The organism is Deinococcus pimensis DSM 21231 (genome assembly GCF_000519345.1).
In the GTDB taxonomy this organism is placed as follows: domain Bacteria; phylum Deinococcota; class Deinococci; order Deinococcales; family Deinococcaceae; genus Deinococcus_A; species Deinococcus_A pimensis.
Window position 1 is genome coordinate 75,525 of sequence record NZ_KI912625.1, and the last position, 12,361, is coordinate 87,885.

Genomic DNA, 12,361 nt, shown 5'->3' on the forward strand with positions numbered 1-12,361 from the left:
GGCTGCGCGCGCCCGCGCGCGGCCTGCGCTCCGCGCAGAAGCTCCTCGCGGACCGCTTCGGGCACGACTTCACGAACATCCCCGCCACCGGCGTCATCCTGCCCCTCGGGGAGCGCCACGAGGCCCCCACGAGCGTCCCGCACACGCCGCGCCTGTGGCGGCCCGGCATGCGCCGCGAGCCGCTCGTCATGCTCCCCATGGCCGACCTCGGCCTCAGGGGCGACATGGTCGGAGGTGACGACTGATGCCCTACTGGCTCGCCGACCTCCTCTGGGTCGTCGTGAAGGGCGTCGCGCTCGCCTTCGCGCTGCTCACCACCTTCGCGTACATGACCCTCGTCGAGCGCCGCCTGCTCGCCCGCATGCAGATCCGCCACGGCCCCAACCGCGTCGGACCGCTCGGGCTGCTGCAGCCCGCCGCCGACGCCATCAAGAGCATCTTCAAGGAGGACTTCCGCGTCACCGCCGCCGACAAGGTCGTCTACACCCTCGCGCCCATCGTCGCGATCGCCTGCGCGCTCACCGCGTTCGGCGCGATCCCGGCGGGGCCAGCGAACAGCTTCTTCGGGCTCAACCCCTGGGTGTACGACCTCGACATCGGCCTGCTCGCCGTGCTCGCCCTCACCAGCATGGGCGTGTACGGCATCTTCCTCGGCGGCTGGGCGTCCGGCTCGAAGTACCCGCTGCTCGGCGGCCTGCGCTCCAGCGCGCAGATGATCAGCTACGAACTCGGGATGGGCCTCAGCGTCCTGGGGCTCCTCATGCTCGTCGGCAGCACGAGGTTGCGCGACATCGTCGACTGGCAGGGCGCGAACGGCTGGCTGATCCTCTTCCAGCTCACGGGCTTCGCGCTCTTCATCATCAGCTCCTTCGCGGAGGTGAACCGCACCCCCTTCGACCTCCCCGAGGCCGAGCAGGAACTCGTCGCGGGCTACCTCACGGAGTTCAACGCGATCAAGTGGGCGCTCTTCCAGATGGCGGAGTACGTCAACATGATCACCGCGTCCGCCATCATGAGCACCCTCTTCTTCGGAGGCTGGCGCGGCCCGCAGTTCCTCGACGCCATCATCCCCGGCATCAGCGCGTGGCCGTTCGTGTGGCTGATCCTCAAGATCGCCGCGTTCCTCTTCCTGTTCATCTGGGTGCGCGCCACCCTCCCGCGTCTGCGCTACGACCAGCTCATGCGCTTCGGCTGGAAGCTGCTGCTGCCCGCCGCGCTCCTCAACACCGTCGTCACCGCCGGGTACGTCGCGTACGCCCGCGAGGGTCTGCGCTGGCCCCTGTTCGTCATCGGCGCGCTCGGCCTCGCCGCCCTCGTCGTCGGCAGCGACCGCATCCGCGTCCTCGTCAACTCTCCCCGCACGACCGGCGTGACGGAGCTCGCGCCGCCCCCGTCCGGGCGTCCCCTCGGAGGTGATTGACCAGTGGGAGTCCTCGAGATCGCCAAGGGCATGGGCGTCACGCTCGGCAAGCTCTTCCAGAAGCCCGTCACGGTGTCCTACCCGGAGTCGCGCGCGCAGATCAAGCCCCGCTTCCGCGGACGGCACTTCCTCACGCGCCACCCCGGCACCGGCCTGGAGAAGTGCATCGGGTGCAGCCTGTGCGCCGCCGCCTGCCCCGCGTACGCCATCTACGTCGAGGCCGCCGAGAACGATCCCGCCGCGCCCGTCTCGCCCGGCGAGCGCTACGCGAAGGTCTACGAGATCAACATGCTGCGCTGCATCTTCTGCGGCATGTGCGAGGAAGCCTGCCCCACGGGCGCCGTCGTGCTCGGCAACGAGTTCGAGATGGCCGACTTCCGCTACGCGGACTTCGTGTACGGCAAGGAGGACATGCTCGTCGGGCAGCCCGGCACCAAGCCTCAGCGCCGCGAGGCCGCGCGGCTCGGGAAGCCCGTCCGCAGCGGCTTCGAGGTGACGCCCCGCGCCGAACTCGAAGGGGTGAAGTACCAATGAGTGGCTCCCCACTCGCGAGCGGTCGCCCGCTTGACTCGGTGCGTTCGGCGCGCCTCCGGAGGCTCCAGTGAGTGCGTTCTTCTTCGTGGTCCTCGCGGTCCTGATCATCACGGGCGCCCTCGTGACGGTCATCGCGAGCAACGCCGTGCACGCCGCGCTCGGGCTCGTCGCGACGCTCGTCGCGCTCGCGATGACGTACGTCACGCTCGACGCGCACTTCCTCGGGGCGGTCCAGGTGATCGTGTACGCCGGCGCGATCATGGTGCTGTTCCTCTTCGTGATCATGCTGCTCGACGCGACGAGGCCCGTCACGGCGCACAACCCCGTCGGGTTCGTGAACGAGCTCGCCGCGCTCGGCGGGGCGGCCCTCGCGGGCGCGCTCGGCCTCATCGCGCTCGGCTGGCGCGATCCCCGCCCCCTCGCGGAGGGTGCGGCGGCGCTGCGAAACGGCACGCCCGGCGCGGTGGGGGAGACCCTGCTGACGCGCTTCGTGCTGCCCTTCGAGGCGGTGAGCGTCCTGCTGCTCGTCGCGGTCGTCGGGAGCATCGTGCTCGTGAAGCGGCCCGTCAGTCAGCCCAGCGCCGTGCCCGAGGCGCAGCCGATCGAGTCGGGCGAGCGGGCGGGCGCCTGATGGTCGGCACGGAATGGTACATCGCCCTGTCGGGCGTGCTCTTCGCGATCGGCATGATCGGCGTGATGACGCGCCGCACGGCCGTGCTGATCTTCCTGTCCGTGGAGCTCATGCTCAACGCCGCGAACCTCGCGCTCGTCGCGTTCGCGCGCGCCTGGGGCGACCTGACCGCGCAGACGGCGGTGTTCATCGTGATGACCCTCGCCGCCGCCGAGGTCGCGATCGGGCTCGCCATCATCGTCACCATCTTCCGCAAGCGGGCGTCCACGAACGTCGACGACCTCGCCGAACTGAAAGGATGAGCGTGCTCCCACTCTGGCTCTACCCGCTCTTCCCGCTCCTCGGCTTCGCCGTGCTCATCCTCGGCGGGCGCTTCCTGCGTGGGACCACGGCGGGCTGGATCGCGTCGGGCGCGGTCCTCGCGTCCTTCGTGGTGGCCGCGCTGAACTACCTCAACCTCGGCGCGCCCCGCCACGACGTGCTGTGGTCGTGGCTGCCGGGCGTCGCCGCCGAGGGCCGCAACCTCTCGGTGGGCTTCTACCTCGATCAGCTCTCGGCGGTGATGACGCTCGTCGTGACGGGCGTGGGCTTCCTCATCCACGTGTTCTCCATCGAGTACATGCGCACCGACCCGCGCTTCGCGCGGTTCTTCGCGTTCCTGAACTTCTTCGTGAGCCTCATGCTGATCCTCGTGCTGGCCGACTCCTACCCGCTGATGTTCGTCGGCTGGGAAGGCGTGGGTCTCGCGTCGTACCTCCTGATCGGCTTCTGGTTCGCCGGGCATCACGATCACGGCGCGGTGGACGGCGTGAACAACAGCAACGCCGCCCGCAAGGCCTTCATCATGAACCGCGTCGGTGACCTCGGGTTCATGCTGGGCATGTTCCTGATGTTCCAGGCGTTCGGCACGCTCGTCATCCCGCAGCTCTTCGAGGGCGGCGCGGAACTCCAGGCGGGCCGCGCGACCTTCGAGCTGATCTGCCTCTTCCTGCTCGTCGGCGCGGTCGGCAAGAGCGCCCAGCTGCCCCTCACGACGTGGCTGCCGGACGCGATGGCGGGCCCCACGCCCGTCTCCGCGCTCATCCACGCCGCGACGATGGTCACCGCGGGCGTGTACCTCGTCGCGCGCTCCCACCCGCTGTTCGAGCAGGCCCCGGCGGCCAGCACCTGGGTCGCCGTGATCGGCGCGCTCACGGCGCTCTACGGCGCGATCAGCGCCCTCAACCAGTACGACATCAAGAAGATCCTCGCGTTCTCCACCGTGTCGCAGCTCGGCTACATGTTCCTCGCGGTGGGGCTCGGCGCGTACACGGCGGGCATCTTCCACCTCGTCACGCACGCGTTCTTCAAGGCGCTGCTGTTCCTCGCGGCGGGCAGCGTCATCCACGCCCTCTCGGAGGAGCAGGACGTGCGCCGCATGGGCGGCCTCGCGAGGAAGCTGCCCCTCACGCACGCCGTGAGCCTGATCGGCGTGCTCGCCATCAGCGGCATCCCGATCTTCGCGGGCTTCTTCTCGAAGGACGCGATCCTCGCGGGCGCGTACGAGGCGCAGCCGATCCTGTGGGGCGTCGGGCTGCTCGTGGCGCTCCTCACGGCCTTCTACATGGGCCGCTGGTACTTCCTGGTGTTCCGCGGCCAGTACCGCGGCAGCGCCCACCCGCACGAGGGCGGGCCGCTCTTCGCCGTGCCGCTCGTGACGCTCGCGGTCCTCAGCGTCGTCGGCGGCTTCATCGGCCTGCCGCACTTCCTGGGCTTCACGAACCGGCTCGAAGGCTACCTCGGGCGGGTCCTGCCCGTCGAGGAGACCACCCTCACGGTGGGCGCCGAGTGGGCCCTCACGCTCGCGGCGGTGGCGGTGGGCGTCATCGGGCTGGGCGTGGCGTACCTGCGTCACCGCGCGGGCACCCTCGCGGACGGTCCCCTGCGGAACGCCAGCCTCAGGGCCCTGTACCTCGACGACCTCTACGACGGCGCGGTCGGGCGGCCCAGCCGGGCGCTCGGCGCCGCGTTCGACGCGATGGACCGCGGCGTGGACGGCGCGGTCGTGGGCACGGCGGAGGTCCTCGCGGAACCCTCGGGCCGCGCGGCCTCCTTCTGGGAGAGCGGCTACGTCCGCACGTACGCGGTGAGCATGCTCCTCGGGACGGCCGCCGTGATGCTCTACTGGGCCTTCCGCGCCCTCGGAGGCCACTCGTGAACGCCCTCCAGCACGTCTTCATCTTCCTGCCGCTCGTCGCGTCCCTCGTCGTGGGACTCCTGCCGCGCAGCCAGCGCGCGTGGCCCGCCCTGCTCGCGGGCGCCGCCACGCTCGGCATCGGCCTCCTCATCTGGGCGGGCGGCGGTGCCGACCTCGTCTCGGTCCCGTGGGTCCGCACGCTCGGCATCACGTACAGCGTCGAGCTCGGCGGCGTGAGCCTGCTGCTCGCGCTCGTCACGGCCTTCATGACGCTCGTCGTGCTCGTCTACACCCTGCGCGCCGTGGAGAACCCCGGCACGATGCTCGCGTACGTCCTCGCGATGGAGACGGGCCTCCTGGGCATCTTCGCGTCGCGTGACCTCGTGCTGTTCTACGTCTTCTTCGAGGACGCCCTCATCCCGGCCCTCCTGATGCTCGCCACGTACGGCGGCGCGCGCCGCATGCCCGCCCTCGTGAAGTTCGGCGCGTACACCCTGTTCGGCTCCCTGCTGATGCTGATCAGCATCATCGGCGTGAAGCTCATCGGCGGGTCGCCCACCTTCGCCCTCGCGGACCTCCTGCAGCACCGCGTGACCGGCGCGGCGGGCACGTGGCTCTTCCTGGGCTTCCTCGCCGCGATGGCCGTGAAGCTCCCGCTGTTCCCGCTGCACGCCTGGCTCCCGGACTTCCACGAGCAGAACCACCCCAGCGGCGTCGCGGACGCCATGGGCACCCTCTACAAGGTCGGCGGGTACGGCCTCTTCGCCTTCGCCATCCCGCTCTTCCCGCAGGCCGCCGAGGCGCTGCGGCCCCTGCTGATGACCCTCGCGGCCTTCACGGCGCTGTACGGCGCGTGGGTGGCGTTCGCGCAGACCGACTGGAAGCGGCTGCTCGCTTACGCGGGCCTCAGCCACATGGGCCTCGTCGGGCTCGGCATCTTCAGCCTCCAGCCGATCGCCGTGACGGGCGGCCTGTACCTCCTCGCGTTCCAGAACGTCTACACGGGCGCGCTGTTCCTCGCGGTGGGCATGCTCTGGCAGCGCGTCGGCAGCACCGACGTCCGCCACGGCGGCGTCATGACGCAGGCGCCGGCGCTCGCGGGCCTCACGATGAGCCTGTGGTTCGCGTCCATCGCGGTGCCGGGCCTCGCGGGCTTCGTCGGGGAGTTCAGCGTGCTGCTCGGCGCGTACCAGGTGGCGCCCTGGATCGCGTTCCTGGGGGGGCTCTCCACCATCGCGGCCGCCGCGTACGCCCTCACCGCGTACCAGCGGACCTTCTGGCAGGTGCGCCCCGAGGGGTCCACGCGCGTCCTCGACCTGCGCGGCGCCGAGTGGGCCGTGCTGGCCGTGCCGCTCGCGGCGGCCATCCTGTTCGGCGTGTACAGCCAGCCCGCCCTGAACCTCATCCAGCCCTTCGTCCGCTCCCTCGGAGGTGGCGCGTGACTCCGGAACTCCGCCCGCCCGACATCGCGCTCGCGCCGATGCTGCCGATCCTCATCGTCCTCGCCGGGGCGCTCGTCGCGACCGTCGCGTTCAGGACGCAGCGCCGCGTCGTCGCCGTCATCGCGATCGTCGCGCTCCTCCTGTCGGGCTTCAGCATGCTCACCCTGTGGGGCGCGAACGCCACCGCGTTCGGCGGGAGCCTGCGCGCCGACAACCCCGCCCTCGGCTTCGGCCTCGTCGTGATCGTCGGGGCCGTCGTGACGCTCCTCGCGTCCATGGATCAGCTGCCGCGCGTCCGCATGAACTTCCCGGAGTTCGACGCGATGCTGCTCTACGCCGTCACGGGCATGCTGCTCATCGCCTTCGCGGGCGACCTGATCGTGCTGCTGATCGGGCTGGAGATCATGAGCCTCGCCGGGTACGTCATGGCGACCCTGTACGGCTCGCGCCGCAGCGAGGAGTCCGGCATGAAGTACTTCCTGCTTGGCTCCGTGGGCAGCGCCATCCTGATCTACGGGATCGCCCTGACCTTCGGCGCGACCGGGAGCCTCAGCCTCGCCGGGATCCGCGAGGCCGTGAGCGCGCAGAACTTCGCGAACACGCCCCTCCTCATCGCCGGGGCCCTCATGATGCTCGCGGGCTTCGGCTTCAAGGTGGCGCTCGTGCCCTTCCACCAGTGGACGCCCGACGTGTACCACGGCGCGCCCACCGTCGTGACGCTCTTCCTGTCCACCGTCGTGAAGGTCGCGGCCTTCGCGGGCCTGCTGCGCGTCTTCGGCGGCGCGTTCCCCGTGGAGCGCGCCTGGGAGGGCGTCGCGGAGGTCCTCGTGGCGCTCACCCTCATCGTGGGCAACACGGCCGCGCTCGTGCAGCGCAACTTCAAGCGTCTGCTGGCGTACTCGGCGGTGGCGCACACGGGCTTCCTGGGCCTCGCTCTGCTCGCGGAGCCCGCGCGGGGCGGCGCGGCCCTCGTGTTCTACCTCCTCGCGTACACCCTCATGACCGCCGGGGCGCTCGCGGTGCTCGCGCTGATCCAGCCCGACGAGGGCGGCGTGGAGAACGCGGACCTGCGCGGCCTGTACTACCGCCAGCCGGGCCTCGCGCTCGCGCTCGCCGCGTGCCTGGCGTCCCTCGCGGGCCTGCCGCCCTTCGCGGGCTTCTTCGGGAAGTACCTCGTGTTCCAGGCGGCCTTCCAGGCGGGTCACGTGGGCATCACGGTCCTCGCGGCGATGACGAGCGTCGTGGCGCTCGTGTACTACCTGCGGCCCGCCGCGCTGATGTTCATGCCCGCCGAGGGCAGCGCGGCGGCCGTGCGGCCCGCCGTGCGCGTCGGGACCTTCACGGGCGTCGCGCTCGGCGTGTGCGTCGTCGGGATCGTGCTGCTCGGCGTGCTGCCGGGTCTCGTGTACAACGTCTTCGACGCGCCCGCCCAGTGGGTCCTCGCGAGCCTCGCGGCGAAGTAGGCGATGGGAAGGGGAGCCGCGACGCGCGTCGCGGCTCCCTTTTTCTGTCGTGACGAATGAAGTTGTCTATACAGTACGTTTCGACAGAAGTTCCTATTCTGTCAACATATGGGCATGACGACGTTCAAGGTGGATGTGAAGGAACACGGGCGGATCAACCTGCCCCGTTCGCTCCGGCAACGGCTGAGGCTTGAGGAAGGAGACCAGCTCCTCTTCCGCATCGACGACGAGGGCCGCGCGGAAGTGACGACGACCAGTCGGGCCGTGCGGAGCATCGTCGGACTGTACGCTCACGCTGGAGGGGAGCGCAGTCTCGCGGACGAACTCATCGCCGAGCGGCACGAGGACGCCGCGCGGGAGTGAGGGCCGTTCTCGACGCGAGCGCCCTTCTGGCGCTTCTGAAGTCGGAGCCCGGCCACGAGGAAGTCGAGACGGCCCTCCTGGGAGGCGCGGTCATGCACGCGGTGAACTGGGCCGAGACCCTGTCGAAACTCGCGGAGGCCGGAGTCGCTCCCGCCGACGTGGAGCGGGACCTGACCGAGCGCGGCGTCCTCCACGAGGCGCTCGTCATCGACATCGGTCAACCGGTCGACGCTGTCGTGGTCGCGGAACTCCGACCCGTTACCCGGTCGGTCGGTCTCAGCCTCGGAGATCGCTTCTGCCTCGCGCTCGGACGGAGGCTCGGCCTGCCCGTCCTGACGGCCGATCGCGCCTGGAGCGCCCTCGTCGTCGGTGTGGACGTTCAGGTCGTCAGATAAAGACCGGGTCGTGCCTGCGACCCTCGCGGCGCGATAGGTGGGAGCGACGGGAGAAGGGGAGCGTGAGCGTGCGTGAACGCTCCCCTTCGTCGATTACCTTGGCAGGCGAAGCAGAGGCGCCCGGTTGATGACGAGCCGACCCCCGGCACGTTCCGACGTGCAGACGGTCACCTCGTCCTTGAGCCTGGGGGCGCTGTTCACGACCGTGCCGCACCACTCGCCCTCGGCGAGTTTCTTGACGTTCCGGAGGATCACCGTGAAGGCGCGGTCCCTGCAGAGCGCCCACGGCCTCGGCGCAGGGACCTCGCCCCCACTCGGGAACAGCTGGCCGCACTTTACCGTGCGGGAAGTGTAGTACTCCCGGGTGGGCGGGGGCGCGTCCGCGAACGCGGGCTGGCCCGGGAGGAGCCAGATCAGCGCGAGGAGGACAAGCAGGACCAGACGGTCTTTGAGAACATGCATAGGCATCGAATTCAAATAACGATGCTTCTATGGTAAATCTCTATGTGAATGAGCCTAGGTAATGGTGCGCGTAAAGTCGTGTGAAAAAGGAAACGAGGAGCGTGATTTGACGCTCCTCGTTCGTATCAAAGATGGACGCTGGGATTATCTGAGCTCAACGACGATGCCGTCCCGACCCAGGTTTCGGGTGCAGGCCTGACGGCCTTTGTATTGAGAGGGGACGTTCACCCCTCCCTGGAATTCTCCACACCATTCCCGTTGCCTTATCCTAATATTTCGAAGACTTAATTGTCTTCTGCCACCAAAATCGTTGCAAATAACGATCTCTTGGCCCTCAACAATGTCACCCTTGCACTCGAAGGGGCCAGGAATATTAATTTTGGTCTGTGCAAGAGAATGTGTAGCTATAAAGCAAGAAAGAGTTGCAAGAAAAGGCAAAACTACCCTTGACATAAATTTCCTCAAAAAGATCCATCCCTATTATGGATACTCCTTGCCGCTTTGCGTAACTTTCCTCACACCGATTCTTCGTGAGTGCGACTCCGCTCTCTCATCCTCAACCCACGTTCGCTTTCCTCCCTCCTCTGCGTCGGTCCAGGGCATCCTGAGCTCATGCGCTCCCCCCTCTACGAAGGCATCGCGGCGAGTCACGCCGCGTTCGTCGGGATCGGCGGCCTGTGTTTCGTCATGTTCGTGCTGCCGTTCCTCGCCGGGGACGTGGGGGCGTTCTTCGAACGGACGCTCGGCGTGCCCCGAGAGGGAACGAGCGATCCCCTGAAGATCGCCGCCATGGCCGTCGTCGTCGTCGTGGCCCTCGCCGCGCTCCTGATGACCCTGGAGATCCTGTGGTTCGTGTACGCCCGCTTCTTCTTCACCCGCCGCGAGATGGAGGCGTACCTCGGGACGGAGTGGAAGCGGCAGGCCACCGGCGCGGACGCCCGGCACGACCTCACGGAGTCCATCGTGCTGTGGATGATCGACCGGCTCGGGCCGGACAGCCTCGTCCTGCGCGTCGCCACCGCGTACTACCGCGCGCTTCTCGCCGTGACCTTCTTCGGCAAGCGGGACTGACTCAGCGCAGGTCGTCCGGCAGGGCCCGCGCGCGCGGCTCCTCCACATCTCGCGGTCCTCGTACGCGAGGCCGCCCAGCCTGGTGTCCTCCGGTGACCGCGTCGTCGTCGTGGCAGGGGAGACGCGGTGAAAGCGGACGAAGAACCGAAGCCACGTCAAAACGAACGAAGGCCGCAGCAGATGCCACGGCCCTCGAATCAGGTTACGACGCTACGGAGCTTCGTAACCGTTGCATTTCAACACGCCGTTGACGTGTTCACAGCCGGGCGGCAGTGTCGGGGCCGCAGTCGGCTTCGGTTTCGGCTTTGGTTTCGGCTTTGGTGTTGGCCTTGGCTTGGGCCTCACCGTTGCTGTCGTGATTTCACTCCCGTCGGCATTCTGATTGGGTGCAGGTTGCGCCCCGAATGCAGAGCTTGACGTAAACACGACCAACATCGAAACAGTCAAGAACATTCGCATACTAATGAGCTCCCAAACTACGGGTTTGCCTTTTTATGATCATTCCGAACGAGAAGTGCTGACGGTAATTGGTCACACCAGGATTCCGGGAGCCCGGCGAGACCTGGACGTCTGACGACCTGTCCGACGCCATGGGCATTCGTCCTGCTCGGTCCACGCTCCCGTCCCTCCGCCATCCGGACAGGCGACCCGGGCGGCGCTCTATACTTCCTGAATGCTGCTGGCCCTCTCGGACGTCCACAAGGAATACGGTCATCACGTCGTGCTGGACGGCGTGAACCTCACGGTGCGCGCCGGGGACCGCCTCGCGCTGGTGGGGCGCAACGGGGCGGGCAAGACGACCCTGCTGCGCCTCCTCACCGGGGAGGACCACCCGGACGGCGGGGAGGTGCGCCGCGCGGACGGCGTACGTATCCGCGCGCTGCGGCAGGACCCCGTCTTCCCGGAGGGCGCCACCGTGGGCGGCGTCCTCGACGCGGCCTTCCACGAGCTCGACGCGCTGGAGGCCGAACTGTCCGAGGCGGCGGAGCGCATGACCGAGGGCGACGACGCCATCGAGCGGCACGCGGAGCTGCTGGAGCACTTCGCGCGGCGCGGCGGGTACGAACGCCGCGCCCGCAAGGACGCGAGCGCCCTCGCCTTCGGCTTCCGTGGCCGCGAGCACGAGGCCGTCTCGGGTCTCTCCGGCGGCGAGCGCACGAGGCTGGGACTCGCGGCGCTCCTCGTGGAGAACCCGGACGTGCTGCTCCTCGACGAGCCCACCAACCACCTCGACATCGTCATGATCGAGTGGCTCGAAGGCTTCCTGGGCCGCTACGGCGGCGCGGTGATGCTGATCTCGCACGACCGCGCCTTCCTCGACGCCGCCTGCACGAGCACCGCGTACCTGCGGGACGGCGGCCTCAAGGTGTACCCGGGGAACTTCACCCGCTTCCGCGAGCAGCTCGAGGCGGACCTCGAACTGCAGGCCGCCCGGCACGCCGTGGAGCAGGCGCAGATCGACGAGCTCTCCAAGTCGGCGGCGCGCATGAAGATCTGGGGGCTCGGCATGGCGAAGCTCGCCCGGCGTGCCCGCGCGATGGAGTCGCGCCTGGAGCGCATGAAGAAGGCCGCCACGGGCGCCCCGCCGCCGGAGGAGCGCGTCGCGCGGGTGCTGTTCCACGCGCCCGAGAGCGGTGACGTGGTGCTGGACGCGCGGCACCTCTCCAAGCGGCTCGGCGGGCGCGACCTCTTCCGGGACGTGAACGTCACGCTGCGGCGCGGCGACCGCGTCGCCCTCATCGGACGCAACGGGGCGGGGAAGACGACCTTCCTGCGCTGCCTGCTCGGGCTGACCCCCTCCGACGACCCGAAGGCCGAGGTCCGCACGGGCGCCCGCGTCCGCGTCGGGTACTACGACCAGAACCTGCGCGGCGTCGAGCCGACCTCCACCCTGTACGAGGAGGCGCGCGCCTACACCCAGAAGGACACGGAGGCGCACGACCTGCTCGGCGCGTACCTCTTCCCGTACGAGGCGCACGACAAGCGCATCTCCAGCCTCTCCGGCGGGGAGCGCGCCCGCATGGCCCTCCTGAAGCTCGCGCAGGAGGACAACAACCTCCTCGTCCTCGACGAGCCCAGCAACCACCTCGACATGGAGATGCTCGAAAGCCTCGAAGCGGCCCTCGACGACTACGACGGCACCCTGCTGATGGTCTCGCACGACCGCCGTCTCGTGGAGAACCTCGCGGACCGCATCTGGCTCATCGAGGACGGACGCTTCTTCGAGTACCCGGGCGGGTACGCGTACTACAAACAGAAGCACGTGCCCGCCTCGGCCGTTCCGGTCAAGGACGTCAGGGCGGCCGCGCCCGCCGTGCCCGCGAAGAAGACGCCGGGCCTGTGGCACCTCAAGCGCCGCGCGGAGGAGCTCGAAGCGCAGGTCGCGAACGCCGAGGCGGCCCTC

The 12,361-nt window shown here is 68.9% G+C and carries 12 protein-coding genes and 1 pseudogene; 12 read left to right on the forward strand and 1 reads right to left on the reverse strand.

Features of this window, described 5'->3' with window-relative positions:
* The 10 genes and pseudogenes from DEIPI_RS38780 to DEIPI_RS0102970 all read left to right on the forward strand — a co-directional run.
* Positions 1 to 245, forward strand: a pseudogene (locus DEIPI_RS38780) (NADH-quinone oxidoreductase subunit NuoG); the annotation flags it as partial.
* Positions 245 to 1,420, forward strand: coding sequence for an NADH-quinone oxidoreductase subunit NuoH (gene nuoH, locus DEIPI_RS0102930; RefSeq protein ID WP_027480791.1), 1,176 nt, complete (start codon positions 245 to 247; stop codon positions 1,418 to 1,420). The pseudogene DEIPI_RS38780 and the gene nuoH, both read left to right, overlap by 1 nt.
* Positions 1,421 to 1,423: 3 nt before the next feature.
* Positions 1,424 to 1,954, forward strand: coding sequence for an NADH-quinone oxidoreductase subunit NuoI (gene nuoI, locus DEIPI_RS0102935; protein ID WP_027480792.1), 531 nt, complete (start codon positions 1,424 to 1,426; stop codon positions 1,952 to 1,954).
* A gap of 67 nt (positions 1,955 to 2,021) precedes the next feature.
* Positions 2,022 to 2,585 (forward strand): NADH-quinone oxidoreductase subunit J family protein, encoded by a 564-nt coding sequence (locus DEIPI_RS0102940; protein ID WP_027480793.1) that lies wholly within the window; start codon positions 2,022 to 2,024, stop codon positions 2,583 to 2,585.
* Positions 2,585 to 2,887 (forward strand): NADH-quinone oxidoreductase subunit NuoK, encoded by a 303-nt coding sequence (gene nuoK, locus DEIPI_RS0102945; protein WP_027480794.1) that lies wholly within the window; start codon positions 2,585 to 2,587, stop codon positions 2,885 to 2,887. The genes DEIPI_RS0102940 and nuoK overlap by 1 nt, the downstream gene beginning before the upstream one ends.
* On the forward strand, positions 2,884 to 4,782 hold the full coding sequence (gene nuoL / locus DEIPI_RS0102950) for an NADH-quinone oxidoreductase subunit L (protein WP_045233534.1): 1,899 nt from the start codon (positions 2,884 to 2,886) through the stop codon (positions 4,780 to 4,782). Before nuoK ends, nuoL begins: the two co-directional genes overlap by 4 nt.
* Positions 4,779 to 6,203, forward strand: a complete 1,425-nt coding sequence (locus tag DEIPI_RS0102955; RefSeq protein ID WP_027480796.1) for a complex I subunit 4 family protein — start codon at positions 4,779 to 4,781, stop codon at positions 6,201 to 6,203. The genes nuoL and DEIPI_RS0102955 overlap by 4 nt, the downstream gene beginning before the upstream one ends.
* A 38-nt stretch (positions 6,204 to 6,241) precedes the next feature.
* Complete coding sequence (locus DEIPI_RS28070) at positions 6,242 to 7,666, forward strand: NADH-quinone oxidoreductase subunit N (protein WP_045233549.1); 1,425 nt, start codon at positions 6,242 to 6,244, stop codon at positions 7,664 to 7,666.
* A gap of 114 nt (positions 7,667 to 7,780) precedes the next feature.
* Positions 7,781 to 8,029 (forward strand): AbrB/MazE/SpoVT family DNA-binding domain-containing protein, encoded by a 249-nt coding sequence (locus DEIPI_RS0102965; RefSeq protein ID WP_157463431.1) that lies wholly within the window; start codon positions 7,781 to 7,783, stop codon positions 8,027 to 8,029.
* On the forward strand, positions 8,026 to 8,424 hold the full coding sequence (locus tag DEIPI_RS0102970) for a type II toxin-antitoxin system VapC family toxin (RefSeq protein WP_027480798.1): 399 nt from the start codon (positions 8,026 to 8,028) through the stop codon (positions 8,422 to 8,424). The genes DEIPI_RS0102965 and DEIPI_RS0102970 overlap by 4 nt, the downstream gene beginning before the upstream one ends.
* Before the next feature lie 93 nt (positions 8,425 to 8,517).
* On the opposite strand, the gene DEIPI_RS0102980 is transcribed toward DEIPI_RS0102970, so the two are convergent.
* Positions 8,518 to 8,886, reverse strand: a complete 369-nt coding sequence (locus DEIPI_RS0102980) for a hypothetical protein (RefSeq protein WP_157463432.1) — start codon at positions 8,884 to 8,886, stop codon at positions 8,518 to 8,520.
* A gap of 612 nt (positions 8,887 to 9,498) precedes the next feature.
* On the opposite strand from DEIPI_RS0102980, the gene DEIPI_RS0102985 reads away from it, so the two are divergent.
* The gene (locus tag DEIPI_RS0102985) at positions 9,499 to 9,957 is read left to right on the forward strand and encodes a hypothetical protein (RefSeq protein ID WP_027480800.1); all 459 of its coding nucleotides are present in this window, start codon (positions 9,499 to 9,501) and stop codon (positions 9,955 to 9,957) included.
* Positions 9,958 to 10,630: 673 nt separating this feature from the next.
* Positions 10,631 to 12,361, forward strand: a 1,731-nt coding sequence (locus DEIPI_RS28075; protein WP_045233535.1) for an ABC-F family ATP-binding cassette domain-containing protein, incomplete at its 3' end; no start/stop codon positions are given.